This window comes from Pseudarthrobacter sp. TE3704 (assembly GCF_056279405.1).
Genome location: NZ_JBWCCJ010000010.1, coordinates 1 through 25,208 on the forward strand (window position 1 = coordinate 1; position 25,208 = coordinate 25,208).

General features: G+C 66.2%; 25 protein-coding genes and 1 pseudogene. 16 read left to right on the top strand and 10 right to left on the bottom strand.

Annotation, left to right across the window (positions count from 1 at the left end; translation table 11 throughout):
* Positions 1–315: 315 nt before the first annotated feature.
* The 3 genes from ACZ9BC_RS20665 (at position 316) to ACZ9BC_RS20675 (ending at position 3,236) form a co-directional block, all read left to right on the top strand.
* On the top strand, positions 316–825 hold the full coding sequence (locus ACZ9BC_RS20665) for a DUF3592 domain-containing protein (RefSeq protein ID WP_476247571.1): 510 nt from the start codon (positions 316–318) through the stop codon (positions 823–825).
* 207 nt (positions 826–1,032) lie between these two features.
* Positions 1,033–2,433: a GmrSD restriction endonuclease domain-containing protein gene (locus tag ACZ9BC_RS20670; protein WP_476247572.1), complete on the top strand. Its 1,401-nt coding sequence runs from the start codon at positions 1,033–1,035 to the stop codon at positions 2,431–2,433.
* Between the two features lie 65 nt (positions 2,434–2,498).
* Positions 2,499–3,236 carry an excalibur calcium-binding domain-containing protein gene (locus tag ACZ9BC_RS20675; protein WP_476247573.1) on the top strand — a complete coding sequence of 246 codons (738 nt, stop codon included), beginning with the start codon at positions 2,499–2,501 and terminating at the stop codon, positions 3,234–3,236.
* A 53-nt stretch (positions 3,237–3,289) separates the two neighbouring features.
* Here ACZ9BC_RS20675 and ACZ9BC_RS20680 read toward each other — a convergent pair whose 3' ends face one another.
* A complete protein-coding gene (locus ACZ9BC_RS20680) occupies positions 3,290–4,630 on the bottom strand; it encodes an amidohydrolase family protein (protein ID WP_476247574.1) in 1,341 nt (446 codons plus the stop codon).
* Positions 4,631–5,048: 418 nt separating this feature from the next.
* Between ACZ9BC_RS20680 and ACZ9BC_RS20685 the strand changes: the two genes are divergently transcribed.
* The gene (locus ACZ9BC_RS20685; RefSeq protein WP_476247575.1) at positions 5,049–5,699 is read left to right on the top strand and encodes an alpha/beta hydrolase; all 651 of its coding nucleotides are present in this window, start codon (positions 5,049–5,051) and stop codon (positions 5,697–5,699) included.
* A gap of 8 nt (positions 5,700–5,707) precedes the next feature.
* A complete protein-coding gene (locus ACZ9BC_RS20690) occupies positions 5,708–6,220 on the top strand; it encodes an N-acetyltransferase family protein (protein ID WP_476247576.1) in 513 nt (170 codons plus the stop codon).
* 99 nt (positions 6,221–6,319) lie between these two features.
* On the opposite strand, the pseudogene ACZ9BC_RS20695 reads toward ACZ9BC_RS20690, so the two are convergent.
* Positions 6,320–6,598 (bottom strand): annotated as a pseudogene (locus ACZ9BC_RS20695) (DUF1801 domain-containing protein); the annotation flags it as partial.
* Positions 6,599–6,714: 116 nt separating this feature from the next.
* On the opposite strand from ACZ9BC_RS20695, the gene ACZ9BC_RS20700 reads away from it, so the two are divergent.
* The 3 genes from ACZ9BC_RS20700 to ACZ9BC_RS20710 all read left to right on the top strand — a co-directional run bounded on the left by ACZ9BC_RS20700 (position 6,715) and on the right by ACZ9BC_RS20710 (position 9,223).
* On the top strand, positions 6,715–7,227 hold the full coding sequence (locus ACZ9BC_RS20700) for a mycothiol transferase (RefSeq protein WP_476247577.1): 513 nt from the start codon (positions 6,715–6,717) through the stop codon (positions 7,225–7,227).
* A gap of 223 nt (positions 7,228–7,450) precedes the next feature.
* The gene (locus ACZ9BC_RS20705; RefSeq protein WP_079598505.1) at positions 7,451–7,834 is read left to right on the top strand and encodes a VOC family protein; all 384 of its coding nucleotides are present in this window, start codon (positions 7,451–7,453) and stop codon (positions 7,832–7,834) included.
* 60 nt (positions 7,835–7,894) lie between these two features.
* Positions 7,895–9,223 (top strand): aminotransferase class III-fold pyridoxal phosphate-dependent enzyme, encoded by a 1,329-nt coding sequence (locus tag ACZ9BC_RS20710; RefSeq protein ID WP_476247578.1) that lies wholly within the window; start codon positions 7,895–7,897, stop codon positions 9,221–9,223.
* A 31-nt stretch (positions 9,224–9,254) separates the two neighbouring features.
* Here ACZ9BC_RS20710 and ACZ9BC_RS20715 read toward each other — a convergent pair whose 3' ends face one another.
* Complete coding sequence (locus ACZ9BC_RS20715; protein WP_476247579.1) at positions 9,255–9,689, bottom strand: nuclear transport factor 2 family protein; 435 nt, start codon at positions 9,687–9,689, stop codon at positions 9,255–9,257.
* 20 nt (positions 9,690–9,709) lie between these two features.
* Entirely contained in the window at positions 9,710–10,108 is a 399-nt protein-coding gene (locus tag ACZ9BC_RS20720; protein ID WP_476247580.1) for a DUF1304 family protein, read from the bottom strand.
* Between the two features lie 120 nt (positions 10,109–10,228).
* Here ACZ9BC_RS20720 and ACZ9BC_RS20725 point away from each other — a divergent pair, with 120 nt between their 5' ends.
* Positions 10,229–11,278, top strand: a complete 1,050-nt coding sequence (locus ACZ9BC_RS20725; protein WP_476247581.1) for a helix-turn-helix transcriptional regulator — start codon at positions 10,229–10,231, stop codon at positions 11,276–11,278.
* A gap of 9 nt (positions 11,279–11,287) precedes the next feature.
* Here the strand turns inward: ACZ9BC_RS20725 and ACZ9BC_RS20730 are convergent, their stop codons facing one another.
* Positions 11,288–12,025 (bottom strand): hypothetical protein, encoded by a 738-nt coding sequence (locus tag ACZ9BC_RS20730; RefSeq protein WP_476247582.1) that lies wholly within the window; start codon positions 12,023–12,025, stop codon positions 11,288–11,290.
* 158 nt (positions 12,026–12,183) lie between these two features.
* On the opposite strand from ACZ9BC_RS20730, the gene ACZ9BC_RS20735 reads away from it, so the two are divergent.
* On the top strand, positions 12,184–13,053 hold the full coding sequence (locus ACZ9BC_RS20735) for a DUF1295 domain-containing protein (protein WP_476247583.1): 870 nt from the start codon (positions 12,184–12,186) through the stop codon (positions 13,051–13,053).
* 44 nt (positions 13,054–13,097) lie between these two features.
* On the opposite strand, the gene ACZ9BC_RS20740 is transcribed toward ACZ9BC_RS20735, so the two are convergent.
* On the bottom strand, positions 13,098–14,201 hold the full coding sequence (locus ACZ9BC_RS20740) for an NAD(P)H-dependent flavin oxidoreductase (RefSeq protein WP_476247584.1): 1,104 nt from the start codon (positions 14,199–14,201) through the stop codon (positions 13,098–13,100).
* A gap of 305 nt (positions 14,202–14,506) precedes the next feature.
* Between ACZ9BC_RS20740 and ACZ9BC_RS20745 the strand changes: the two genes are divergently transcribed.
* The 3 genes from ACZ9BC_RS20745 to ACZ9BC_RS20755 all read left to right on the top strand — a co-directional run bounded on the left by ACZ9BC_RS20745 (position 14,507) and on the right by ACZ9BC_RS20755 (position 16,462).
* Complete coding sequence (locus tag ACZ9BC_RS20745; protein WP_476247585.1) at positions 14,507–15,127, top strand: hypothetical protein; 621 nt, start codon at positions 14,507–14,509, stop codon at positions 15,125–15,127.
* A gap of 52 nt (positions 15,128–15,179) precedes the next feature.
* Positions 15,180–16,037 carry a LysR family transcriptional regulator gene (locus ACZ9BC_RS20750; protein WP_476247656.1) on the top strand — a complete coding sequence of 286 codons (858 nt, stop codon included), beginning with the start codon at positions 15,180–15,182 and terminating at the stop codon, positions 16,035–16,037.
* An 89-nt stretch (positions 16,038–16,126) separates the two neighbouring features.
* Positions 16,127–16,462, top strand: a complete 336-nt coding sequence (locus tag ACZ9BC_RS20755; RefSeq protein ID WP_079598497.1) for a cupin domain-containing protein — start codon at positions 16,127–16,129, stop codon at positions 16,460–16,462.
* 79 nt (positions 16,463–16,541) lie between these two features.
* Here ACZ9BC_RS20755 and ACZ9BC_RS20760 read toward each other — a convergent pair whose 3' ends face one another.
* A complete protein-coding gene (locus ACZ9BC_RS20760; RefSeq protein WP_476247586.1) occupies positions 16,542–17,609 on the bottom strand; it encodes a glycerophosphodiester phosphodiesterase family protein in 1,068 nt (355 codons plus the stop codon).
* Positions 17,610–17,787: 178 nt separating this feature from the next.
* On the opposite strand from ACZ9BC_RS20760, the gene ACZ9BC_RS20765 reads away from it, so the two are divergent.
* The 3 genes from ACZ9BC_RS20765 to ppsA all read left to right on the top strand — a co-directional run bounded on the left by ACZ9BC_RS20765 (position 17,788) and on the right by ppsA (position 22,429).
* Complete coding sequence (locus tag ACZ9BC_RS20765) at positions 17,788–18,960, top strand: serine hydrolase domain-containing protein (RefSeq protein ID WP_476247587.1); 1,173 nt, start codon at positions 17,788–17,790, stop codon at positions 18,958–18,960.
* Between the two features lie 76 nt (positions 18,961–19,036).
* Positions 19,037–19,855, top strand: a complete 819-nt coding sequence (locus ACZ9BC_RS20770; RefSeq protein ID WP_275727243.1) for a pyruvate, water dikinase regulatory protein — start codon at positions 19,037–19,039, stop codon at positions 19,853–19,855.
* 144 nt (positions 19,856–19,999) lie between these two features.
* Positions 20,000–22,429 (top strand): phosphoenolpyruvate synthase, encoded by a 2,430-nt coding sequence (gene ppsA, locus ACZ9BC_RS20775; RefSeq protein WP_476247588.1) that lies wholly within the window; start codon positions 20,000–20,002, stop codon positions 22,427–22,429.
* Between the two features lie 110 nt (positions 22,430–22,539).
* On the opposite strand, the gene ACZ9BC_RS20780 is transcribed toward ppsA, so the two are convergent.
* Genes ACZ9BC_RS20780 through ACZ9BC_RS20790 form a run of 3 tightly spaced genes read right to left on the bottom strand, consistent with a single transcriptional unit; the run spans position 22,540 to position 25,100 of the window.
* The gene (locus tag ACZ9BC_RS20780) at positions 22,540–23,142 is read right to left on the bottom strand and encodes a TetR/AcrR family transcriptional regulator (RefSeq protein ID WP_476247589.1); all 603 of its coding nucleotides are present in this window, start codon (positions 23,140–23,142) and stop codon (positions 22,540–22,542) included.
* A 55-nt stretch (positions 23,143–23,197) separates the two neighbouring features.
* Positions 23,198–24,058, bottom strand: a complete 861-nt coding sequence (locus tag ACZ9BC_RS20785; protein WP_476247590.1) for an alpha/beta fold hydrolase — start codon at positions 24,056–24,058, stop codon at positions 23,198–23,200.
* Positions 24,059–24,107: 49 nt separating this feature from the next.
* Complete coding sequence (locus ACZ9BC_RS20790) at positions 24,108–25,100, bottom strand: NADP-dependent oxidoreductase (RefSeq protein ID WP_476247591.1); 993 nt, start codon at positions 25,098–25,100, stop codon at positions 24,108–24,110.
* Positions 25,101–25,208 lie beyond the last annotated feature (108 nt).

The following is a 25,208-nucleotide window of genomic DNA, read 5'->3' on the forward strand; positions in this document are numbered from 1 at the left end:
GGGAGGGTGTGGGAGAGTAGGTCACCGCCGGACAACCATTAAGGTCGAGGCCCCGAACCAGGCAACTGGTCGGGGCCTCCCGCATTTAAACAACAACCCAGACACCCCTCCCACAAACCCGACGCCCCATCACCTCCCGCCCCCAAACCCCGGACGCTCTCTCAGCTCCTGCAGGGAAACCCGGGATGCTCCATCAGGTAACGCGCCCAAACACCCCGCATAGCGACCACCACTGATAGAGCAACGAGGGGCGGGGAGGGTTTTGTACGCGGTTCGTGTGCCATTGGGCTGGTAGTTGTCCGGCAGAATGGTGCAGTGACTGGGCGTAGAACTGCTGAAAACCGTAAGTCGAAGTTGTCGCTGGGGCAAGTGCTGAACCTCGCTGTGACGGTGCTGGTCCTCTGCCTGGGGCCCGCGATGATCGTCTTCGGGCAGCACCTCATCAACATCGACGAGGAATTGGCCCGAACCGGTACCCACACAACGGGGACCATCGTTGAATTTGACGACGTCACGAAGGCTTCCGAGCGCGACATTGAGGTGGAGTTCATGTCCCGGGACGGGACGTACCACGTTACCTGGGCAGCCGTAGACCATGACCAGCACCCCGAGGTCGGCTCGTACGTCACAGTGGTCTACCGGGAAGCGGATCCCAGCCACGCGATAGTGCTCGGCTACGAAAGCGACGGGGTGTGGTTCCGCGGGGCCGGCACTCTGATAACCGCCCTTTTCGTCATGATTGGCGTGATCGTGGCAATTTCCGTTGCTGTTGGCAGAAGCAAACGCCGGAAGAAAGCGGCTGTTGACGGCATGCCCGCTGTGTAAGTGCAATTGTTAAGCCGAAACTGCCCAGCCCGGACAGTTTCCTCAAGGCCTTATCAAGAGCTGCTCAATCTTAGGCGAGGATCACAGTAATCGTGCGTTAACCCCAAAAAAGAGAAATAGGCTCGTCGACGACACATTTGCCGGGCTAAGCAGAAGGCCCGGCAAATTGCCGGGCCTTTTTTGTGGGCCCACTTAATTGGGGAAAGAATGTCCGAATACGAGGCCCTTTTGGGTCCAGCACCATCCGTTCCGTCACCGAGGCCGCCGCGTAAACCGGGCGTCTGCTCGTTTATCGTCGGCGGCATCACCGCACTGTTTATGCTCTTGGGCGCGCTGAGCAGCGGGATTGGGCTCGCACTGGTCTTCGCGGCCATCTCGGCGGCCCTCACCGGTCTTTATGTCCTGCTCACCGGACGCCGATCCTGGGCATGGCTCCCCGCAAAGCGGAAGGCAGGCGCCGTTGCCCTCGCCACCGCTTTCGCGCTTTTCATCGCCGGCGGACTCGCCCTCCCTCGTGTGTCCACGCAGGATCTTGAGACAGCCGCATCTGATACGGCCGTGACAGCCGCATCCTCGAAGGCGAGCCCATCAGCCACAGCCAGCGCAACGCCGTCGTCCGCTCCTACCGCACAGGAAACGGGCGCCCCGCTGGATCCCGAGACGCCATCCCTGGTGGCGCAGGGTGTCTCCGTGACGTCGCCCAACCCGCAGCCCGCCTACGCAACCAAGGCGCTGGACCTGCTGGCCACACTGCCCATCAAGGGACGCGCGCCGAAGACGGGATATGACCGTGCGCTGTTCGGCCAGGCGTGGGCGGACGTTGACCGCAACGGCTGCGACACCCGGAATGACACCCTCAAACGCGACCTGACGGGAATCACGTTCACCAACAGCGTCCCGTGCAAGGTGCAGTCCGGTACGCTGGCGGACCCCTACACGGGCACGAACATCAGCTTCCTGCGGGGGACCGCAACCAGCTCGGCCGTGCAGATCGACCACGTAGTCGCCCTGAGCGACGCCTGGCAGAAGGGCGCACAGCAGCTGACCACTGACCAGCGGACAGCGTTCGCCAACGATCCGATGAACCTCCAGGCGACCGACGGGCCGACGAACATGAAGAAGGGCGACGGCGACGCCGCCACCTGGCTGCCGCCGAACAAGGGATTCCGGTGCGAATATGTCGCCCGGCAGATTTCGGTGAAGGCGACCTACGGGTTGTGGGTGACCCAGGCGGAGCACGACGCCATGGCTCGGATCCTCGCTGACTGCAGCGGACAGCTCGCGCCGACGACTTCCCAGGCTCCTGTAGCCTCACCGGCACCGGTGGCACCTGAGCCGGCACCCGCCGCTGTTGCACCTGCTCCTGCTGTTCAGGCTCCGGCCCCGGTTGCTCCTGCACCCGTGGCGCCTGCCCCGGCGCCTGCAGCGCCTGCTCCCGCCCCCGTGGCACCTGCCCCGGCGCCTGCAGCCCCGGCGCCCGCACCGGCGGCTGCTTATTACGCGAACTGTGCCGCGGCGAAGGCTGCCGGCGCCGCTCCGCTGTATGCCGGACAGGGTGGCTACCGGCCCGCGCTTGACAGGGACTCCGACGGCGTGGCCTGCGAATAGGCGCTCTCTTTACCCGGGTTTCGCACCCATCCGCATCACCCACACAAACATTCCCAGGGGGAAAATTGACACTCAATCCGCAGGCTCCGGGAGGAGCCCTGAAGAAGACGCTGGCAGTTGTTGTGCTCGCTGGCTTGATGCTCACAGGCTGCAGCAGCAAGCAGGAGGCAACGGAACCGGCGTCGGCGGCAACTGCTGTGGCCACCACTGCTTGGGCAAAGGTTGGCGTTCCCGGAGTCGTGGGTCTGACCCTCGATAAGGCGACGGAGCAGCTGGAAGACCTCGGGTTTGAGGTCGAGGCGAAGGACACAGTGGACGGCAAGTCGATCGTCAAGAAGAGCAACTGGCAGGTAATCTCCCAGGACCCGGCTGAGAATACCCAGGCGGAAGAGGGCTCCACCGTGAAACTCGGGGTCAAGTCCCTCGAGCTGATCGAGGCCGAGAAGGTTGCCGCCGAAAAGGCCGCTGCAGAAAAGGCTGCCGCCGAGCTGGCCGCGGCTCAAAAGGCAGCAGCCGAAAAGGCTGCTGCGGAAGCCGCCGCTGCCGCGCAGGCGGCGGCGGATCAGGCTGCACGGGATGCCGCAGCCCGCAAGGCCGTACCGGCACCGGCAGCTCCTGCTGCACCCGCCCCGGCACCGGCTCCCGCGGTTCCCGCGGCTCCGGCTGCCCCCGCTCCGGCTGCCGCCTACTACGCGAACTGCACTGCTGCGCGCGCTGCCGGCGCGGCACCTGTCTACGCAGGTTCACCCGGTTACGGGAAGCACCTGGACCGCGATGGGGACGGCATCGGCTGCGACAAGTAAGCCAAGCCAAAAATGCCGCGGACACCAGCAATGGTGTCCGCGGCATTCCGTCGTTAAAGCCCGTTCCGGACAACCGCTCCCTGCGCCACAACAACGCGGACCTGCTCAAGTGCGGACGCGCTGGCCAGCGGATCCGCGTCCACCACAATGGCGTCGGCGAAGCCGCCTCGGACCAGCCGGCCGGCATCGTCGCCCAGCCCGAGCAGCCGCGCCGCGTGGACGGTGGCTGACTGCAGCGCCTCCAGCGGGGACAGGCCGGCTTCGGCGAGCAGGCGGGCTTCGGTGCCGATCGGGGTGACGTCCGTTCCGAAGGAGTCGGTGCCGGCCACGATGGTCACGCCGGCCTCCTTTGCTGCCCGCACCGCGGCCTGCAGGATGGGGGCGTATTCCTTGCCGCGCGCCGCGAGGATGGGGTTCGGGGAGGCCGCCATGCTGGTGATCGCGTCCATGGTGGGCGTGAAATAGGTCCCCCGACGCACCATCTCCGCGATGGTGCCTTCGGAGACGAAGACGCCGTGTTCGATGCTGCGCACCCCAGCGCGGACCGCGCCGTCGATCCCCTCCGCACTGTAGGCGTGGCAGAGCACGCCCGCGCCCCTGGCAGCCTTCACAACAGCGGACAGCTGCTCCTGGTTGTAGACCAGTTCGCGCGGGTCCTGCTCCGGGATGCCCGCACGCGGGTTGGCGCGGGTCTTGATGACCTGGGCGCCGCGCGAAAGGTTCACGCGGGTGAGGTACGCCAGGTCAGCAGTTTCCCGAACGCCGGAGGACAGCGTGGCCAAGGGTGCCAGGTCCGGATCGGCAAGGAGCGAGTCGCCGAGGTCCGGGGAGATAAACAGTCCGGCAGGCGTCATGCGCGGGGAGACGCCGGGCGCCCAGGCCGGCAGCGCGGCCAGCGCCACGTCCTGGTAGAAACTGCTGGACCCGCTCCGGACGCTGGTGGCGCCGCCCTGCAGAATGGCCCGCGCGTCGGCAAGCGCGTTCGCGTGGACGTGGACGTCCACAAGACCGGGCAACACCCACCGGCCGGACGCATTCAGGACACGGGCACGGCCGGCGACGGCGGCAACGGCCTCGCGCGTCTCGTCGCGCGTTCCGACGGCGGCCACCTTGCCGCCGTCCAGCACCAGGACGCCGTCCTCGATGGCACCGCCGGTCTGGGGATCCACGATGGTGCCACCTTCGATGATCAGCGGCGGATGGGTCAGCGGGCTGCCGTGGTAGTTCGGGCCTGAGGGCTTTTCGCCGGCCTGCGCCGCCGAAGCGCCGCCGAGCTGCGCGGCGATGCTGGCCACGGAAATTCCGGCAAGCGCTGCGGCGCCGGCGAGGATGCCACGGCGCGGGAGGCTGGCCGCCGGTGTAGGGGCGGAGGTGTGGTCATGAAGGCACATCATTGTCTCCTTGGGGATGGCGCCCGGCGGGGAAAACGGGCTTCGTTGATGGTACTTGGTATTCCAAGCGTGGAACAACCCCTACTCCACGGTATCTCGATGCACATTTGGTATTCCAGATGGATATGCGACGACAGACGCGGGAGCTGATGCCATGCTGAAGGTGCTGCGTATCCGCACTTAGGAAGGGACCTGCAATGGCTGCTGAGCTGGAGGCCGTGCTTCACGATGGTTCCACCCTTCCCGTCACGGTCCACGGTCACGGTCCGGCACTGCTGCTGCCCGTCCGGCTGCAGCCGCATCCGCCCGCCGAGGCCGGGATCATCAGCAAGTGGGGCGGCGAGCCGGACCTCGGACCGGCCCTCGTGAACGGTCTGTCGCCGACGAACGGCGTGATCACGCCGACTATGAAGGCCACCGGATGGCTTACCCCGCCCCGGACACCCTCACGCCGGACAACCTCGCCGCCGACCTCCTGGCTATCGCCGACGCCGCCGGCGCGGACGCCTTTGGCTACTACGGCTACTCCTGGCTGGCGCTGGCCGGCCTCCAGCTGTCCCTGCGCACCGACCGTCTCCGGGCCCTTGCCATGGGCGGGTTCCCGCCGATGGACGGCCCGTACCGGAGCATGCTGGCCGTGACCCGGGCCGCGCACACCGCGTCCACCCAAGCCCCGGATCCTGCGTCGGTGCCGGTGGCCGAGGCCGAGCCGGGGGACTGGGACTCTGCTGCCGTCCAGACCACGGAGGCCCAGGCCCGCCAGTTCGTCACCCTCTACGAGGCGCTCCGGGACTTCAACGATTCGACGACGGCGGCCCCGGCTGCCTTGCCGCGCCTCGCCTTCGCCGGCGGAGACGACCAGATCGACTACAGCCCCCAGTGGGGAGGGGTGCAGGTGCGGATCGGCCCGCCGTTGGCTGAGCACCGGAATGAACTCGTGGCAGCCGGCTGGGATGTGCACGTCCTCCCCGGCCTCAACCACCTGAGCGCGATGCACAGTTCAGTGGTGCTGCCCATCCTGGCCGACTGGCTCGGGAGGATCGGATGGGTTGGGCAGGCCGCCACTGGTTAGGCTGGGGGATGGACTACGTTCTTCGCCAGGCTGTTCCTGGCGACGCCGAGGCGCTGGTGGAGATGCACACGCTGGCCCACGAGGAGTGCTACCCGCACCTGTTGTCGGCTGACTTTTTCCGTGCCCGCCGGGACGCCGTCCCGGAACGCGTGGAACGCCGTCGTCGTTTTCTTGCTGATGCCGCCCCGCGGATCGTCGCCGAGGACGCCACCGGCGCGGTGGTGGGATTTGCCGACGCCGGTCCGGGCCGTGACGAGGACGGTCCCGTGCCGCTGGAGCTGTACTCGATCTACACGCTGCGGCGGACGCACGGCACAGGGCTTGGGGCAGCGCTGCTGGCAGCCGCCGTGGGCGAGCAGCCCGCGTACCTGTGGGTGCTGGAAAGCAACCCCCGCGCGCACGCTTTCTACCGCAAGAACGGCTTCCGGCCCGACGGAAGGAGCGCGCTGCTGCCGCCGGAATGGGAAAGCCTGCCCGAGATCCGCATGGTCCGCCCGGGACCGGCTACTGGCCCGAAGTGACCCTCCGCCAGCCGCCGGCACGGTTGGTGGCGATGATCGCCGTGAAATGTCGCCCAAAGCCTGACCGTTGATGGGCTCGCCTTCTTTGATGGCGACGGTGCGGCCGGTCTTGTTGCCGTGCCCGCCGGTGATGATGCCCTGCGGGTCCGGGGAGAGCCCGCCGTCGTACAGGAAAACGTTCACGTGGTCCTTCGCCGCGAGGAGCGCACACACGTTGCCTTCCAGGACGAAGTAGGGCTGGACGGTCCGCTTGATGGTCTCCTCGACGTCGGGGTCGGCCGCGTGGACGAGGTCCCGCACCTGGTGGCAAATGTCCTGCTGCCACGGCGGAAGGGCATCAATGTACTGGTCCACCAGGGGATCCTTCCGGTAGCTCATGGAACCATTGTTCACCTTCCGCAGACCCGCCGCCCCTCAACGAAAAACAGCGCGCATAGGATGGCGCCAGGGTTCCTGATCCAGGGAACGACATGATGGCCGTGAGGGAGCTCAAAATGAAATCCAATGATTTGCTGCTGGACGCCTTCGGCAGGATCCGGGAGACGGTGGAAGGGGTCCTTGACGGGCTCGACGGCGGATCCCTCACCAACAGGCCGGCGGGCACCGGCAACTCGATTGCATGGCTGATCTGGCACCTGGGCCGGGTGGAAGATGCGCAAGTGGCGGACGCGGCAGGGCTCGAACAGGTGTGGACCGGGCAGGACTTCGTGGGCCGCTTCGGCCTTCCGTTGTCCCGGAAGGATACCGGCTACGGCCATTCCAGCGACCAGGTGGACGCGGTGCAGGCGCCGGCGGGCCTGCTGCTGGAGTACTACGACGCGGTCCACCGGCAGACCGTGGGGTTCCTGAAAACACTCGAGGGCGCAGACCTGGACCGCGTGGTGGACACCCGCTGGAACCCGCCCGTCACCCTCGGCGTACGCCTGGTCAGCATCCTCGCGGACTGCCTCCAGCACTTGGGCCAGGCTGCCTACGCCAAGGGTTTGAACCGGGCACCCGGCCACTAGGAATCGCCTATTTCCGTAGCCGCAATTCGGTTCCATAATGGGCCCATAAGCTTCGGGGACTCTTTCGCGCCGATGAAGGCTGGCGTTGCGCAGCAGGGTCCCAGGTGGCCAACCCGGCTTATGGCGGACAGGGTTGCCACGCGCCTCCGGAGTAGGGATATTCCGGGAACGTCAAAGGGGAGAGCATCGCCGCCGACGCGAACAATGCACAAAGGAATTCATCATGCTTAAGGATTCTGCAGTCATGGCCGTCCTCGCTGCGAAGGACATCAACAGGGCGAAGGAATTTTATCGGGACAAGCTCGGCCTTGAATCTTCAGAGGCCATGGAGGAGTACAGCCTCCTGTACCGCTGCGGCAACGGAACGAGTTTCCTCATCTACCAGACCGACAATGCGGGTTCGGCGAAGAACACGCAGATGGGCTGGGAATCGGACAACATCGAACGCGACATGGAGGAACTGAGGGGCAGGGGAGTGGTCTTCGAGGATTACGACATGCCCGGGCTGAAGACGGAGAACGGCCTTGCCACGGATGACTGGGGCAAATCGGCCTGGTTCCTGGACAGCGAGGGCAACATCCTCAACCTCTCCCAGCGCACACAGTAGCCGGTTGACGGGATAGTCACCGGCCACGGGCCGCCCTGCGCTGAAGCAGCAGCGGCCCGCGTGGGTGTGCGGAAGGAACGTGCAATGAACCTCGACGAACTGGTCTTCCATCCATGGGCTGTCCAGGGGCCGCGCGATGTGCCCACCCTGGTGGGCGGATCCGGGAGCCATGTCACCGACGTCAGCGGCAGGCGCTACCTGGACTTCAGCTCCCAGCTGGTGTTCACCAACCTCGGTCACCAGCATCCGAAGATTGTCGCCGCCATCAAGGAGCAGGCCGACCGGCTGTGCACGCTTGCGCCCGGGAACGCGTCCGACATCCGGGGCGAGGCGGCGCGTCTGATTGTGGAGGTAGCGCCCGAGGGGCTCGGGCATGTCCTGTTCACCACCGGCGGCACGGAGGCCATCGAGCACGCGGTCCGGATGGCGCGTCTCTTCACCGGCCGGCCGAAAATCCTTTCCGCCTACCGCTCGTACCATGGCTCCACCACCACATCCATCCATCTCACGGGCGATCCCCGCCGCTGGCCGTCGGACACCGGAGCGGCGGGTGCCGTCCACTTTTTCGGACCTTTCCTGTACCGGACGGCATTCGGATCAAGTACCGCAGAGGAAGAGTGTGAGCGGGCGCTCGCGCATCTGGAGCAGGTGATCCTCCTGGAAGGCCCGTCCACCATCGCCGGGCTGGTCCTGGAATCCGTGACGGGCAGTTCGGGCGTCATCGTGCCGCCGGCCGGCTATCTGCGCGGCGTCCGCGAACTGTGCAGCCGGCACGGCATCGTCTACATCGCCGACGAGGTGATGGTCGGTTTCGGCCGCACGGGAGCCTGGTTCGGCGTCGACCACGACGGCGTGGCACCGGACCTGCTGGTGTTCGCCAAGGGTGTGAACTCGGGCTACGTACCGCTGGGCGGAGTCCTGATTGGTGATGCGATCTACGAGATGTTCACCCAGCGCCCCTACCCGGCTGGCCTGACGTACAGCGGCCACCCGCTCGCCTGCGCGGCAGCGGTCGGTGCCATCACTGCGATGCATGAGGAAGGCACCGTCGCTGCAGCGGCCCGCCTCGGCACTGATATTCTCGGGCCAGGATTGAAGGGGCTGGCCGGGAAGCACGAGGTGATCGGTGACGTGCGCGGCATCGGCGGACTGTGGAGCATGGAACTGGTCCACGACCGGGCCACCAAGGAACCGCTCGTGGCGCCGGGAGCCGTCGGTGCATCGAACGCGCCGATGGCCTCCTTCGCCAAGGCGTGCCTGGAGCGTGGTCTGTTGCCGCTGATCATGGGCAACCGGATCCATGTGGCCCCGCCACTGAACGTGGGCGACGCCGACGCCGCCGCGGGACTGGCGATCCTGGACGAGGCACTTGCGGCGGCAAACTTCTGAGGGACCTGCCCGGTCCCTGCCCGGACACCGGTCAGTGCTCTGACATTTGGCGCATCAGCCCGAGCTGCGCCAGGAACTCCATCTGGTCGAAGTAGAAGTGGTGGGAGGTGATCCCGGCGCCCTCTACCGTGGCCACGTCGCAGCTCCTGATCCGAAGCTGCCGGCCGGTGGCGGGCAGGGTCTCGCCGGAGGGCATGCGCAGGGGCCCGGTGTTGGTGCCCACCACAAATCCCTCGTCGATGGCCACGTTGCCTGCCTCGTGCTTTTCCGTATGCTCATACCGGACATCCGGCATGGCTTCCCAAAAGCCAAAAAGGTACCCGGCGATGGCGTCACGCCCGCGGAGTTCCCCCTGGTCAGGGGTGTAGGCCACTGCGCCGGGGGCGTAGCAGCGTGCCAGCGTCTCCTTGTCTTTTGATCCCATGGCCGCCATCAGGCGGTCCATGACGTCGCGAGCCTGTCCCATTGTTGACCTCCAATATTCGTTCAAAACGGCAGCGCGATCAGCGCTATCAGGGCCGGCAGCGTGGCGCCAAGAGTTCCCGGGATGCTGTCGCCCTTTTTGGGGTAATGGCCCAGCATGTCCGCCAGGAGCATGGCGGGCGCGGTGAGCACCATGTTGGCGCAGCAGTAGATCACCAGGGTGTAGCCCGCCACCAGGTAACCCATGTTCACCGCCACCACTCCGGCCAGAACTCCCAGGCCGATCACCAGGTTGCGGAACCCGGTGGGAACGGCCCACATCATCACGGCCGGCACGTTCTGCGGCGGGGTGCTCAGGAACTTCTGCGCCACCGGGCGGTGCATCAGGAAACTTTCCAGCGGGAACACCACGATGTAGATCAGGCCGGCCAGTACCGCGAAAACCTGGGATACGGCGTTCATGAGGAAAGAGTACGACGGCGGTGCGCGCCTGCCCCATCCCCCGCAAGGGGGTTCCGGGGTGCTTGAAGAACCCCCACTTTGGGGGATTGCGGCGCCGCCCCCCGGGCGGATACTGGAGCTATGTGGGAAGAGCGCGCCGAGCGTGCCCGGCGGGAGATCGCTGCCTTCGCCGCCGGCGGAATGACCCTGGCTGACCTATATCCGTCGGCGCTCGCCGTCGTGCAGCGGGAGGTGCCATTCGAGCAGGGCTGCTGGGCCGCCGTCGACCCCGACTCCATGGTGATGACGTCTATCAGCAACTACCGGCCGTGGCCGGTCGGCAGGGACGAATATGAGGAGTACAGCCTCCGCTTCGCCGAATGCGAATACACGGGCCAGGAACCGAACACGTTCGCTGAGCTGCTGCGGCGGCAGCGTCCGATTGCGAGGATCTCGGATGCGGCGCACCGGGACGTGGTGCGCAGCGTCCGGATCAACGAGCTCCTGAAGCCGCAGGGGCTGGACCACGAACTGCGCGCCGCCTTCCGTATCGACGACGCGTGCTGGGGAGTGGGCAGCATCTTCCGGGCCGGCGGCAAGGATTTCACCGACCGGGAGGTGGAATTCCTGGAGGCCGTGACGGCCACCCTGGCCGCGGCGACCAGGATCGCCGTCCGCGCGGGGCACCCGGCCCGCCCGGCCGCCGTCGGGCCCGTGATTGTGATCGCCGGGCTGCACGGTGAGCTGCGCGCTGCCACGCCGGCCGCGGCCGCCTGGCTGGCCGGAGTGGAGGACGCGGCGCCGGGCCGCTTCACCATGACGCTGCACTCGGTGGTGGCTCAGGCCCACGCTTCCGTTTCCGGCACGGCGCGGGCCAGGATGCGTGACGCCGGGGAAAACTGGGTGGTGCTGCAGGCCAGCCGCCTGATCACCGGCGACGACCCCGAACAGATGGTGGTCACCGTGGAGCCGGCCACCACCCAGGACCTGGCCACCCTGCTGCTGGCGGCCTACGGGGTGACCGCCCGCGAGCGGGACGTCTGCCTGGAGGTGCTGTCCGGAAACGCGACGGCGGACATCGCCAGCCACCTGTTCATCTCCCCGCACACGGTGCACGACCATCTGAAGTCGCTTTTCGGGAAGGTGGGCGTGGGGAGCCGCGGGGAGCTGGTGGCCAAGCTGGTGGCGTAACGGTTGACGCTAAGCAGCCCGGCGCGCGCTGTCCGGAAGATGCCGGACGGGATCAAACCGGTCGTAGGATGACGCGCCGATCAGGAAGATGCCGCGCTGGGGGATCCAGAAATCGCCCAGCCCGGTCTGGATGCGCAGGGGCTGCGGGCTGCCGAAATCCTCGCCGTCCAGGGACGCCGAGCTGCCGGACACAAACCACATCCGGCGTGGTTTGGCGCGGAAGCCCTGCCGGTTGGGCACGGTGCCCGTCAACCCGAGCCGCCCTGCCCGCAGCGCAGGTCCTGCTGCGGCACCCATGACCCGCAGGAACGGATGGCTTTCCAGGAGCGGTGCGGGCAGTGCGCTCATCACCGCTGTCATGGCGCGGGTCACGGGAGTGGGCGTCAGCTCGAGGTCCCAGCGAAGGTCGACGTTTCCGCCCACAGTGACGCTTAAGGCGGCGTCGCCCGTCCAGGTGACGTCAACAGGGCATTCGACGGCTTCATCCAGGGCCGCGCCAAAGTAGCGGGCGCAGGAGAGATCGGGCGGTGCGTCAGCGTAGATGGTCCACGCACCGGTGGGGCGCCGCAACCACAGCGAGGTGTAGCCCGGCCCGACGCTGGTCACGGGGAACCGCCGCATGGCCAGGACATGGCCTGAGCTGAAGGGCAGGCCCATCACGCCGTAGCCGGAAAACCGTTCGTCCTCTCCGGGCCCAACGTCAGCGTTTTGTTCTGCTTCAAGGACCTGCGCCCGGATGCTCTTCATGGCTTCCCGCCTCTGCCGTCAGTGGTGCGCTGAGTCTAAGCCCGGCGGCTCTTCCGCGGGAGTCACGCTGACCCGGGCTACGCGGGCCACCCATACAACGCCGTCCCGGCTCCGAAGACTAAGTGAGCACGGAGTATTGCGTGAAAGGACCACACAGCATGACCGAAAAAAGCCGCAAGGCGCTTATCAGCGTTCCCATCGCGGTGGTGGCCGCGGTCCTCATCGCCCTCGCGGGGAGCCAGGGCGGCTCCTCCGTGGGCGGTTTCCCCGTGTTCGCACTGGGTGTGGCTGCCGCCTTCGTGATCCAGTGGCTCGTGTTCGTTCCCTCCTATAAGGCGCAGACGGAGAAGTTCTACGACCTCACCGGCGCCCTGACGTACATCACCATCACGGTGTTCCTGGTGCTGGCTTCGCCCGGCGTGGATGCCCGCGGCATGCTGCTGGCGGCAATGGTGGTGCTGTGGGCTGCCCGGCTGGGCGGCTACCTTTTCCAACGGGTGATGAAGCACGGCAAGGACGACCGGTTCGATGAGCTCAAGACGGACTTTGCCCGGTTCCTGAACACCTGGACCCTGCAGGGCCTGTGGGTGGTGCTCACCGCGGCGCTGGCATGGGTGGCCATCACGTCGGACCGGAAGGTGGGACTGGACGCGTTCTTCTGGGTGGGCCTGCTGGTTTGGGCGCTGGGGATCACGATTGAGACCGTGGCGGACTTCCAGAAAACCCGCTTCAAGGCCGACCCCGCCAACAAGGGCCGCTTCATCAACACCGGCCTGTGGTCCAGGTCCAGGCATCCCAACTACTTCGGCGAGATCACGCTGTGGGTGGGCGTGGCCATTATTGCCCTGCCGGTGCTGCAGGGCTGGCAGTGGGCTGCCCTGGTATCCCCGGTGTTCGTGGCACTGCTGCTGATCAAGGGCAGCGGCGTGCCCCCGCTGGAGGAGAAAGCGGACAGGAAGTGGGGCGGCCAGTCCGACTATGAGGACTACAAGCTGAACACCCCGGTGCTGGTGCCGAAGCTTACGTAGCGGGCCGGGTATCAGCGAAACTTTCGCGAACAGCAGCCTTGCCGTTAGCTGGCTCCGGCGAGGCGCCGCAGGATATTTGCTGCTGGTTCTTCGGTGGCGTCGCGGTAGCCTGTGCCGGCCCAAATATTGATGCTTTCCGGATCGTTGGCGACCGCAGCTGCTTTACGGATAGGACTGGTCAGGTGATGGATTGCCGGGTACCCACTGGGAGCGACACCGTGAAACTGGTCCACGAAGGCGTTGCGCAGCGCTCTCGCAGGGCGGCCTGAGAACGCCGTGGTGACGATGGTTTCGGTGCGGCTGGTGTCGGCCAGGGCTGCTTTGTAGGGTTTGGAGGCTCCGCTTTCGGGGCTGCGCAGCAACACGCTTCCAACGACGGCAGCCTCGGCACCGTGGGCAAGTGCTTCCCGAACACCGGCCGGCGTTGAGATGCCGCCGGCTGCCCAGATAGGGAGTTGAACCTGTGAACGGACGCGGTCGAGCAGCTCGGCCAAGGCTATTTGCTCTACAGGTGTCGCCGGGGTGAAGGTTCCTGAGTGACCGCCGGCCTTGTACGACTGAACCACGAGACCGTCGACACCTAGCTCCGCAGCTTGTTTCGCCTCGTTCGGGTTCGTCACAGTCTGGAACACCAACGAGCCTGCCTTCCGCAGCCGGCGGACGGCCTCGGCAGGGGGAAGCCCGAAGGTAAAGCTGACCACGGGGACGGGATCACCGACCAGCAAGTCCACCTTGGCTTCCCACTCGTCATCGTCTTCCAAGGCATCTACTTCGTCCAAAGGCAGGTTGTACCTGGCTGCCAGTTCTCGGAGTGATTCGGCGTATTCAACGAAGGCGTCCTTGTCGATCGGCACCGGGTTGGGCGCAAAGAGGTTCACACCGAACAGGTTGACCCCGAAAGTGGAGATCCGGGCACGTACCTCGACGATCTGTTGGGCGAGCTGTTCGGGGGCTTTGTAGCCGCCGGCCAGCAAACCCAACCCGCCCGCTTTGACGGCTGCCGAAACAAGAGAGGGGTTGCTGGGGCCCCCCGCCATGGGCGCGGCAACCAGCGGAATGGTGGCTCCCAGTCCGGCCAGAAGGCCCGACGCTGCCATCGGGGCGGAGTTCTCGGTCCCCGGCTGTCCGGATGCGTTGTGGTCGGTCATGTGTGCCTCGCCCCTTGCTTGGCTCATTGATGCTGATGGATCCCGGAAGGAGGACGACGTTGGCTTGGACGCATTGAGAGGTCCCTCAGCCTGGGAATTAAATCAATGCTAGGCACCCGTAAGGGCACTCAAGAAATGCCCTTCGGGCATCAGCTATGCGTCGTAGGCATAGCTGGGCAAAGTAACCTTCAGCACCCTAGACAGGAGGAACCAACCTCGAGAGTTAGAGTGATGTGTACCGAGGATTGGGGGACCCGGCCCTATCATTCAACCGGCCTGATACGCGATTCAGGGAGGTTTCACCGTTGAACTCAACGCCCGCTGAGCCGGATGCACCTGTTACCACTGAGCCCGTCCTTCTCCTCGAACTGCCAGGAATCCGGTGGAGCACAGCGGACGCGCGTCGGGCACGGCGGCGCATCCCCGATATCGACGTAGACATCCTCACAGCAGTATCGCAGGACGAAACCTGGATGTATTTCCCCTCTCAGGAATTACTCGGACCGGACACATTCGACAATCCGGTCCCACTCCTGGCCGCAATGCTCAAGGGCGACAAGAGAAAGGAACCGGCATTCCGTACGCGCCGCCTGCGCAGGCTAAACACGATGGGCGATCGCGCGGAGGGATCCCGGCAGCGCTGGCACTACACCTCGCAGACGGATATCCCCGCGGATACGGAGGACGAGTTCAACCGGTGGTTCGATGAGGAACACCTCCCGCGATTGGCAGCGGTTCCCGGAACCGTCCACGCCGCCCGTTACCAGACGGACGGCTCTCCCAAATACCTCGCCTGCTATGACTTGAACGAACAAAAGGTTCACGGAGGAGATGCCTGGGGTGCCGCAGTTTCGACCCCTTGGCGCGACCGGATCCACAAAGAGTTCGTCAGCCCTCGTCGGCTCATGCTCATGAGGCTTCACTAGCGGCCATTCGTGCGGAAAAGTGGCGGAGAGCGAGTGTCTATGCTTGGGAAGCATGGATGTGGAAGTGCGGCACCTCAGGGCGTTCGCCGCTGTGGCAGAGGAAGAATCCTTCACCTACGCGGCGCTGAGGCTGCGGATCACCCAGCCGGCACTCTCACGGACAGTGCAGCAACTCGAATCCATCTTGGGCGTCCAGCTGATCCGTCGGACATCAAAGAGCTTCGAGCTCACCGAAGACGGAGCCCTGTTCCTGGGCCACGTGAGAACGACGCTGTCGAGTCTCGACCGGGGCGTCGCCGCCGCGCGAGGGAACACCACCATCACCCTGGGCTTCAGCTGGCTCCTACCCACCCCGTGGGCACAGGACACGGCCCGCTATCTGCAGGAGAACGCAGGCGTCGAGGTTTCCTTCACCCGGGTGGACGCACCAGCGCAGCCTCTGGTCCGCGGCGACGTCGACGCCGCCGTGCTCAGATCCCCGGTACCGCACGGACTTCTTGACAAACCGCGAACAATCAAACTCTTTGAAGAACCCCGTGTCCTGGTGTGCTCGCACCGATCGCCGTTGGCGGTTGGCTTTCCCGTACGTTGGGAGGACGTTCCGCAACGACCCCTGGTCATCAACGTCCTGAACGGGACGACGACACCGGACCTCTGGCCCAATATCACCCCTGAGGTCGTGGAGACCCGGAGCTACGACGAATGGATCGAAACCGTTGCCGCTGATCGGGGAGTTGGAGTCGTCCCGGACATCGCACGCACACGGGGAACCCACCCCGGTATCGTATTCGTGCCCCTGATCGGGGCACCACCGGTCACGGTCTGGCTCAGTATCGCGGACCACGTACCTGACAACCACGCCCGAGCCATACTCGACGCCGCACGCCTCGCCCTTCCTCATAGTTCTTGAGGCACGGAACCCGGACTTCACTCTCCAGCGTCGCAGGTTTCAGAAGATTGGCCCGGCATCTCCGCGTGCCGAGTGGGTACGGTGTCCTCATGCAGAAGATGTCGATTGATGCCCTGGCCCGTCAGCAACTCCAGGCAGCAGTGTCCGGTTCCAGCGGCCGCGCCTCGGACACCGTGTTCGGCGGTCACGAAAAAAGGCTGCGCCAGACCGTGATGGCTTTCCGTGCCGGCACCCAGCTCAGCGAGCACCTGAATCCCGGCGAGGCCACGGTCTTCGTCATCAAGGGCTCCGTCTGGCTGAAGGCGGGCGCCGAAGCCTGGCAGGGCAAAGCCGGCGACCTGCTGATCGTCCCGGACGGCATGCACAGCCTGGAGGCCGAGGAGGATTCAGCAATTCTGTTCACGGCGGTGAAACTGGACCGGTAGGTGATGGACCCATAAACGACGAAGGCCCGGCACCAGCCCAAAGGAGCTGCCGCCGGGCCCCACCCCGTGACTGAAGGGCCTAGCCCTTCACCTCGTACGCCTTCGGCAGCTTCAGTCCGCGGTCCTCCATGAGGGTGCGCAGCCGGGTGGGGTAGTCGGTGATGATGCCGTCCACGCCCAGGTCCATCAGGCGCTCCATGTCCGCGGCGGTGTTCACGGTCCACGGGATGACGGGCAGGCCCAAGTCATGCGCTTCGGCGATCATCTCCGCGGTGACGGAGCGGAACGTGGGGGAGACGACGTCGTACCCCAAAGCGGCTGCCGCCTTGGGAAGGGAACCGTCGTAGTCGTCGATGTCGATGCCACCCAGGTTGGGGCTGGCGCCGGGCTGGCCCACGCCCATCCAGGCGTCACCGCTGGAGAGCGCCACCAGCGGCAGCTCCGGGGCGAGCTCCTTGGTGAGGTTCAGCGAGGACCAGTCGAAGGACTGCAGGGTGGTGCGGTCCGCCATGCCCGAGGCCCGGATCTCGGCCACCACGGCGCGGGTGAGGGACTCCATGCCGGCGCCGCCGATCTGGCTGCTTTCCACCTTGGTCTCCACGTTGAAACGGACCTTGGCGGCGTTCGTGTCGCGGACCAGCTGGTAGACGTCCTTCAGCTCGGCGATCCGGTTGCCCTCGATGACGTCCTGCTCCGGGTAGCCCGCCAGCTGGATGTAGCCGCAGTTGAGCGTCTTGACCTGCGCCAGGGACAGCTCGGCCACGCGGTCGCCGACGTACGGGAACTCCGGGTCACCCGCGGTGGCGGGCGCGGTGTCCATGCACTTGGCGGCCTGGATGGTGTCGTCGTGCCAGACGATCACCTTGCCGTCCTGGGTCAGGTGGGTGTCGAGTTCCAGGGTGGTCACGCCCAGCGCCAGCGAGTTCGTGAACGCGGCCAGGGATTCCTCGGTCCATTCGCCGCGGCCGCCGCGGTGGCTCTGCAGGTCGAAGGAGCCGTTGCGCTCGTTCACCGTGAGTGCGGACGTGGCGGTTCCGGCAGCGTTCGACGACGGCGTGCCGGCCTGCGTCTCCGCGGCGGCGACGGCGGGGCTCGCCATGCCGGCGATCAGGGCGGCGGCTGCCGCGGCAGTCAGGACTGTGCGCATGGGTGGTTTCCTCCAGTGATGACGGGGCCGGCTGGTGGCCGGCGACCTGTCCACGCTAGGGAGGACAGGTGGCGCGTTTGGTGCCAAAAGTTGGAGCGGAGGTTAACATCAAAGGGCCGGGTGCAACTGGCGGTCTCCCCGGAGTCCAGCTGCGGCCGGCGTCTCCTAAGGGGATGAGATGCAGGCAGGCCGTTTGACCCTGTTGCGCGGCCTTGCCGCGGCCGTTGCCGCCCTGGTGATTCCCGCCGTCGCAGGCTGCACCGGCGCGCCGGAGCCACCGGATGGGCAAAGTCCGACGGCGGCCCTCACCGCCACCGCCCCTCCTGTTCCGGCGTACGCCGCAGTCTTGGAAAAGTACAGCGAGGACATGCGCGCCGGGGGAGCCACCGCCGTCGTGATTGAGGTGAAGTCCCGCGTGGGCGGGTGGTCCTCGGCAGAGGGCGTCCGGAGCCTCGACACCAACGAACCCGTGCAAATGACGGACCAGACGCACGCCGGGGACATCACTATGACCATGGTGGCGGTGTCCGTCATGAAGCTCGTGGAGGAAGGGAAAATCCAGCTGGATGACCCCGTTCAGAAGCACCTCCCGGACTTCGAAACCATCATCAAGCCGCCCGGTCCCATCACCGTCGGCAGCCTGCTCAGCCACCGCTCCGGGATGCCGGACTACCGGGTGAGCTTGGTGGAGGTAGGAAACAGGCGCTCCACCCACGAGGAGCGGATTTCCTACGCCGCAGCCATGCCGTGGACGGGCGGCTCAGGCAGCCTGTTCAGTTTCTCCGCCACCAACTATTCGGTGCTGGCCCTGCTCCTCGAGAAGCTGCGGGGACAGAGCCTTTCCACGGTAATCCGCGCCGACAACGTGGAACCGCTCGGGCTGCAGGACACCCTGCTGGCCGGTGACGAGCCGGGGCCGCGGCAGATGATCAGCGGCTACACCAAGACGGCAAGCGGCGAACTGGAGGACAACGCCCTGGCCCCGATCCACAGTGGTTCACCCGATAGCGGAGTGATCTCCACCGTTCCTGAACTCAACACCTACTTCGCCGCCCTGCAGAAAGGGGCGTTGCTGACCCCTCAAAGCGTGGCGGAGATGCATCACCCCAAGTTCCAGACCTATGGCCTCGGTGTGGTGCGGCATTACGATTCCTGCTCCAACAACGACTATTACGGCCACGTGGGAGTGGTGCGGGGCTACGCGGCGCTGGCGCTGATCAGCGCCGACGGCTCGCGGCAGATTGCCATGGCCGTGGCCCGCGCCCCGAAGTCCGATCCGTTTGGTCTCGGCGAATGGGATTCGTACGAGATGGAGGAAGCGGCGGTGGCGGCACTCAACCAGGCGTGTTGAACGGCTCTTTCACGGCTCCTCCCGCCGCACCAGCCGTTCGTCGCTGACCGCCCGCCGCGCCCGCTAAGGTCGTGCCATGGTTAATGACGATCTCCGGCCTGTCTATTTCCTCTCGGACAGCACCGGCATCACGGCGGAAACCCTCGGCAACACGTTGCTGACCCAGTTCCCCGGGAACAACTTCGACCGGATCACCATCCCCTTCATCACCACCGTTGACCAGGCCCGGTCCGTGGTCAGGACCATCGACGGCATCGCCGAGGCGGGGCCTGCCCCCATCGTCTTTTCGACGGCGGTCAGCAGCGACATCCGCCAGACCCTGTCCGGGTGCAAGGGCATCGTGGTGGACCTGATCGGGACGCATGTGGGGCAACTCGAGCACGCCCTCGGCAGCCACGCCAGCGGCGAACCCGGGCGGGCTCACGGCCTGGGGAACGCAGCGCGGTACCAGTCGCGGATGGCCGCCGTCGAATATGCCATGGAGCACGACGACGGCCAGAGCCTGCGCGCGCTGGAGAAGGCCCAGGTCATCCTGGTGGCCCCGTCGCGGTGCGGCAAGACGCCCACCACCATGTACCTGGCTCTCCAGCACGGAATCTTCGCGGCGAACTTTCCGCTGGTGGACGAGGACTTTGAACGGGAGGGGCTGCCCGGGTCCCTGAAGCCCTTCGTGTCGAAATGTTTCGGCCTCACCACCAACGCCCTGCGCCTCAGCCAGGTCCGCACCGAACGGCGCCGCGGCTCGCCCTACGCCTCGCTGCGGCAGTGCGGTTTTGAGCTGCGCAGTGCGGAGCGTTTGTACGAATTCCACGGTATTCCGTACCTCAACTCGGCCAGCGTTTCGGTCGAGGAGATGGCGGCCACCATCCTGCAGAAGATGAACCTGAAGCATTAGGGAAGAGTTTCACAGGCAAAGTGTGGCGTACATCATGTGGCGCACCTCTCCAAGGCCTGCCACTGTGGAGGAGATTTGTGCCCAAGCCGGTTACCGCCCCGGGCACGCCCCTGCACGCCACACTCTGCGAAGGAGCAGTAAATAATGACAACGGACATCCTGTGGTTCTCGGAACTTGGGCTCAAAGACCTGGACCGGGTGGGCGGCAAGAACGCCTCCCTTGGGGAGATGGTGCAGAACCTGACCTCCGCCGGCGTGCAGGTCCCGGACGGTTTCGCCACCACTGCCGATGCCTACCGCCGTTTCCTGGCGGATTCCGGCCTGGACCAGCAGATCGCCGACCGGCTGGTGGGCCTGGACACCGACGACGTGACCGCCCTGGCCGCCGCCGGGCAGGAGATCCGGTCCCTGGTGCGCCAGACGCCGTTCCTGCCGGACTTCGAACAGCAGCTGCGCAGCGCCTACCGGGAGCTCGTGGAAAAGCATGGCGGCTCCGACGACCTTTCCTGGGCTGTGCGGTCCAGCGCGACGGCGGAAGACCTCCCCGACGCGTCCTTCGCCGGCCAGCAGGAAACCTTCCTGAACGTCCGCGGCATTGAGAACATCCTCGCCGCCATCAAGGACGTCTTTGCGTCGCTCTACAACGACCGGGCAATCGCGTACCGCGTGCACCACAAGTTCGAGCACGCCGACGTGGCACTCTCGGCAGGCATCCAGCGGATGGTGCGCTCCGACGTCGGGGCCTCCGGCGTCATGTTCACCATGGACACCGAATCCGGCTTCCAGGACGCCGTGTTCGTCACCTCCTCCTACGGCCTGGGCGAGGCCGTAGTCCAGGGCGCCGTGAACCCGGATGAGTTCTACGTCTACAAGCCGGCGCTGCAGGCCGGCCGGCCCGCCATCCTCAAGCGCGGACTGGGCGAGAAGGCCCTGCAGATGACCTACACGTCCAGCCAGGAGATCGGCCGCACCATCGACTTCGTCCCGGTGGAGGCGTCCCTGCGGAACCGCTTCAGCCTCAGTGACGAGGACGTCGAGCAGCTCGCACGGCACGCGGTGGCCATCGAGAACCACTACGGCCGTCCCATGGACATCGAGTGGGGCAAGGACGGGATCGACGGCGGCCTGTACATCCTGCAAGCCCGCCCGGAAACCGTGCAGTCCCGCCGCGCCCCCGGCAGCCAGAGCCGCTTCCGCCTCAACGAAACCGGCCCGGTGCTCGCCGAAGGGCGGGCGATCGGCCAGCGGATCGGTGCCGGCCGCGTCCGCATCCTCACCGCGATCGACCAGATGGCCGCGTTCCAGACCGGCGACGTGCTGGTGGCCGACATGACCGATCCCGACTGGGAACCGATTATGAAGCGGGCCTCCGCGATCGTCACCAACCGCGGAGGACGGACCTGCCACGCGGCCATCATCGCCCGCGAACTGGGGATCCCCGCCGTCGTGGGAACCGGCCACGCCACCGACTCCCTGTCCGACGGGCAGGAGGTTACCGTCTCCTGCGCCGACGGCGAGACCGGCGTCATCTACGCAGGCCTGCTGGACTTCACCGTGGAGGAAACCGGGATCACCAAGATGCCCGAGGCCCCGGTGAAGGTCATGATGAACGTGGGCACCCCGGAACAGGCGTTCACCTTCGCCCAGCTGCCCAACCATGGTGTGGGCCTGGCCCGGCTCGAGTTCATCATCAACCGCCAGATCGGCATCCACCCCAAGGCCCTGCTGAACCTGGACAGCCAGCCGACGGAGGTGGCGGCTGAAATCCGGGAGCGGATCGCCGCGTACAGCAGCCCGCGGGAGTACTACGTCAAGCGCCTGGCCGAAGGGGTGTCCACCATCGCAGCGGCGTTCGCGCCCGAGCCGGTGATTGTGCGCATGTCCGACTTCAAGTCCAACGAGTACGCCAACCTCCTGGGCGGCCCGGCGTACGAGCCGCACGAAGAGAACCCGATGCTCGGCTTCCGCGGCGCCTCACGCTACCTGGAGCCGTCCTTCCGGGACTGCTTCGACCTCGAGTGCGAGGCCCTGTCCTTCGTCCGCAACGAGATGGGCCTGACCAACGTCAAGCTGATGATCCCGTTCGTGCGCACGCTGGAGGAGGCCCGCGGCGTTATCGAGCTGCTGGCCGAGAACGGGCTGCGCCGCGGCGAGAACGGCCTGGACGTGATCATGATGTGCGAGCTGCCCTCCAACGCGCTGCTCGCCGACGAGTTCCTCGAGTTCTTTGACGGCTTCTCCATCGGCTCCAACGACATGACGCAGCTGGCCCTCGGACTGGACCGGGACTCCGCCATCGTGTCCGGCGGCTTCGATGAACGCGATCCCGCGGTCAAGAAGCTCCTCCGGATGGCCATCAGGGCCTGCCGGGAGCGCGGCAAGTACGTGGGCATCTGCGGGCAGGGCCCCAGCGACCACCCGGACCTCGCCGAGTGGCTGGTCCAGGAGGGCATCGAGTCCGTCTCGCTGAACCCGGACACCGTGGTGGACACCTGGCTCCGGCTGGCCGATGTCGCAGCCGGTGCTCCCGCCGGGGCTGAAGCCGCCGACCTGGCGGCCGCCGGGGTCCGCTGACTTCAGCTGGAGGCCAACGCCCCAGCCTGCCGGGCAACGCACCAAGCCGCGTGCCGCCGTCGTAATGTACGACGGCGGCACGCGGTTTTGGTGCGCTACGGCACACGGCGTCAGCGGGGCACCAGCAGGCCGACCTGGGTCCTGATGTCCTGCACGATCGCCTCGATGCCCGCGCCGGCGTTCACGCTCGCTGCCATGCTGATAAACATGATCGCCGAGACGATGCGTGCCGTGGTGGCGGCCGCATCGGCACCCATTAGCCCATCGCGGGCCAGAACAGCCGCGATGGCCTCCTCGGTCTGCGCCACGATGGACAGCGCTTCACTGTGGTGCGGCTCCGTCGGGTCGCCGAAGACCATTTCCCGCAGGTAGGTGCGGCCGTTGTCCACCTGGCTGCGGTTGCAGTCCACGATGGGCCGCACGATGGCCAGCACCGCTTCCAGTGCATCGGGGATGGTTTCGGCGTCAGCCCGGCCCCGCTCCAGTGCTTCGGCGTAATTCGCATTCTGCACGAGCAGGAGGAGCTCGCCCTTGGTCTTGGCGTAGAGGAACAGGGTTCCGGTGCCGATGTCCGCCTTCTGGGCGATCTGCTGCGTGGTGACATCCTCCACCCCGTTCTCGGCAAACAGCTCGCTGGCGGCGGCAATGATGCGCTCGAGCTTCTGCTGCTTGTTCCGCTCACGGCGTCCGAGCGGCTGGGAAGCGACGGGCATGGCGTTCCTCTCGGTCTAACTGACTGGGCTCAGTAAGGAGTATAGGTCCGGCGCGTCAGCCGGCGAGGAATTCGACGGCGGCGGGTGCGAAGGCGGCGTGGTGCTGGAAGATGCCGCCGTGGCCGGAATCGGGGTAAATGACCAGCTCTGATCCCTTGATGCGGCGGTGCAGGTCCTCGGACAGACCGGAGGGCACCATCCGGTCGTTGTCGCCGTTGGCGATGAGCGTGGGCTGGGTGAGTTTGGACAGGTCCGCCGGGGCAGAGCGGCCGAACTTCTGGATCGCCTTCAGCTGCGCCTGGAACGCGGCCGTGCTGATCGGCTTGTCCCGGTCCATGGTGCGCTCCTGGAGGCGCCGGATGAACGCCTTCGCGGCGGGCTTGCCGGTGGCGTTGCGGTTGAAGAACAGGAACTCTTTGGGGTCGGACCGGGTCAGTGCCGCTCGGAGGATGTCGAAGTACGTAATGCCCACCACCTTGTCCATGTCCTTGCCGCCCCGCGGGCCGGTTCCGGTCAGCACGAGCCTGCGGACAAGCCCGGGGTGCTTGAGGGCAAGGTCCTGGGCGATCATGCCACCCAGCGAGAAGGAGAAGACGTCCACCGTGTCGAACCCGAGGGCCCGGATGAAGGTGTAGGCGTCGTCGGCCATTTCCTCGATACTGCTGGGAACCTGTCCTGTGGAGGCGCCCACGCCGGGCTGGTCGAAGGTGATGACGTGGCGGTTCTGGGCGATGGGGTCGATGATGCGCGGATCCCAGTTGTCCAGGGTGGCGGCGAGGTGCACAAAGAACACCACGGGGATGCCGCCCTTGGGTCCCAGCTCGCGATAGGCGAAGGTGGTGCCCCCGGCGGTGACGGTGCGGGTGGGGGCCTCCGTGTACGAGGTGATGACGGAGTCATTCTCGGGATTGCTCATGACGGTTGCTCTCCTGGATGTTTTGTTGGCTGAAAGGGGTGCGGGGGGTTCACAGCGTAACCACGGCCTTGCCGCGGATCCCGCCGTCGGCGAGGGCCTGCAGTGCCTCCGGGGTGTCGTCGAAGTCGAAGACCTTGCCCACCACCGGGCGCAGCACGCCGTTATCCACCAGTTCGGTGATCCGGCGCAGCTGCTCGCCGCTGGCGCGCATGAACAGGAATTCGTAGCTGACGCCGCGCTTCTTCGCCTGCCGGCGGATCTTGCTGCTGAGTCCGGCGACCGCCAGGCGCATTACGGGGTTGAGGCCAGCCGCGCGGGCGAACGCCGGGTCCGGCGGGCCGGAGATCCCTATTGCCTTGCCGCCGGGCTTCAGGATGCGCAGCGACTTTTCGAGGTTCTCCCCGCCTAAGCTGTCCAGCACCAGGTCGTAGCCGGTGAGGAGCTGCTCGAAGTCCTGCGCGCGGTAATCGATCACCGTGTCCGCGCCCAGGCTGCGGACGAAGTCGGCGTTTGCCGCGCTCGCGGTGGTGGCCACATGGGCGCCGAGGTGCTTGGCGAGTTGGATGGCGATGGAGCCCACCCCGCCGGCGCCGGCATGGATGAGGACCTTCTGTCCGGGCTTCACGTTGCCCTGCTCCACGAGGGCCTGCCATGCCGTCAGTGCCACCAGTGGCAGCGATCCGGCTTCCGCCATGCTGGCCGACACGGGTTTCAGCGCCAGGTCTTCCTCGGCGACGGCGATGCGCTCAGCGAAGGTGCCGATGCGGTCCTTGGCCGGGCGGGCGTAGACCTCGTCGCCAGGCTTGAACTGGCTCACCTTTGCCCCGACGCGCAGGACCGTGCCGGCCACATCGTTGCCGAGGATCAACTGGAGCTTGTAGGGGAGGATCTGCTGGAACTCACCCAGCCGGATCTTCTCGTCCAGCTGGTTAAGGCCGGCTGCGTGGACCTGGACCAGCACGTCGCGCTCGCCGACCGCGGGCTCGGGCACGTCCGCTTCGCGCAGCGGCTCCTTGTATTGGGTGACGACGAACGCTCGCATGGGTGGTGCTCCTTCTGGAATGGGTCGAAGCGAATAACTGATTATACTCAATTATGACTTGACTCAGAAAAAAAGTCAAGGTGTCGCGCCAGGATCCCCGGCGGGGAA

Excerpts from the sequence above, each read along its gene's own strand:
- ACZ9BC_RS20735 (WP_476247583.1), top strand. The coding sequence starts at position 12,184 with ATGACCGAAAAAAGCCGCAAGGCGCTTATCAGCGTTCCCATCGCGGTG.
- ACZ9BC_RS20715 (WP_476247579.1), bottom strand. The coding sequence starts at position 9,689 with ATGGGACAGGCTCGCGACGTCATGGACCGCCTGATGGCGGCCATGGGA.
- ACZ9BC_RS20760 (WP_476247586.1), bottom strand. The coding sequence starts at position 17,609 with ATGCGCACAGTCCTGACTGCCGCGGCAGCCGCCGCCCTGATCGCCGGC.
- ACZ9BC_RS20730 (WP_476247582.1), bottom strand. The coding sequence starts at position 12,025 with ATGAAGAGCATCCGGGCGCAGGTCCTTGAAGCAGAACAAAACGCTGAC.
- ACZ9BC_RS20680 (WP_476247574.1), bottom strand. The coding sequence starts at position 4,630 with ATGATGTGCCTTCATGACCACACCTCCGCCCCTACACCGGCGGCCAGC.
- ACZ9BC_RS20785 (WP_476247590.1), bottom strand. The coding sequence starts at position 24,058 with ATGAGCAATCCCGAGAATGACTCCGTCATCACCTCGTACACGGAGGCC.
- ppsA (WP_476247588.1), top strand. The coding sequence starts at position 20,000 with ATGACAACGGACATCCTGTGGTTCTCGGAACTTGGGCTCAAAGACCTG.
- ACZ9BC_RS20685 (WP_476247575.1), top strand. The coding sequence starts at position 5,049 with ATGGCTTACCCCGCCCCGGACACCCTCACGCCGGACAACCTCGCCGCC.
- ACZ9BC_RS20720 (WP_476247580.1), bottom strand. The coding sequence starts at position 10,108 with ATGAACGCCGTATCCCAGGTTTTCGCGGTACTGGCCGGCCTGATCTAC.
- ACZ9BC_RS20755 (WP_079598497.1), top strand. The coding sequence starts at position 16,127 with ATGCAGAAGATGTCGATTGATGCCCTGGCCCGTCAGCAACTCCAGGCA.
- ACZ9BC_RS20670 (WP_476247572.1), top strand. The coding sequence starts at position 1,033 with ATGTCCGAATACGAGGCCCTTTTGGGTCCAGCACCATCCGTTCCGTCA.
- ACZ9BC_RS20690 (WP_476247576.1), top strand. The coding sequence starts at position 5,708 with ATGGACTACGTTCTTCGCCAGGCTGTTCCTGGCGACGCCGAGGCGCTG.
- ACZ9BC_RS20740 (WP_476247584.1), bottom strand. The coding sequence starts at position 14,201 with ATGACCGACCACAACGCATCCGGACAGCCGGGGACCGAGAACTCCGCC.
- ACZ9BC_RS20725 (WP_476247581.1), top strand. The coding sequence starts at position 10,229 with ATGTGGGAAGAGCGCGCCGAGCGTGCCCGGCGGGAGATCGCTGCCTTC.
- ACZ9BC_RS20770 (WP_275727243.1), top strand. The coding sequence starts at position 19,037 with ATGGTTAATGACGATCTCCGGCCTGTCTATTTCCTCTCGGACAGCACC.
- ACZ9BC_RS20750 (WP_476247656.1), top strand. The coding sequence starts at position 15,180 with ATGGATGTGGAAGTGCGGCACCTCAGGGCGTTCGCCGCTGTGGCAGAG.
- ACZ9BC_RS20705 (WP_079598505.1), top strand. The coding sequence starts at position 7,451 with ATGCTTAAGGATTCTGCAGTCATGGCCGTCCTCGCTGCGAAGGACATC.
- ACZ9BC_RS20790 (WP_476247591.1), bottom strand. The coding sequence starts at position 25,100 with ATGCGAGCGTTCGTCGTCACCCAATACAAGGAGCCGCTGCGCGAAGCG.
- ACZ9BC_RS20700 (WP_476247577.1), top strand. The coding sequence starts at position 6,715 with ATGAAATCCAATGATTTGCTGCTGGACGCCTTCGGCAGGATCCGGGAG.
- ACZ9BC_RS20765 (WP_476247587.1), top strand. The coding sequence starts at position 17,788 with ATGCAGGCAGGCCGTTTGACCCTGTTGCGCGGCCTTGCCGCGGCCGTT.
- ACZ9BC_RS20780 (WP_476247589.1), bottom strand. The coding sequence starts at position 23,142 with ATGCCCGTCGCTTCCCAGCCGCTCGGACGCCGTGAGCGGAACAAGCAG.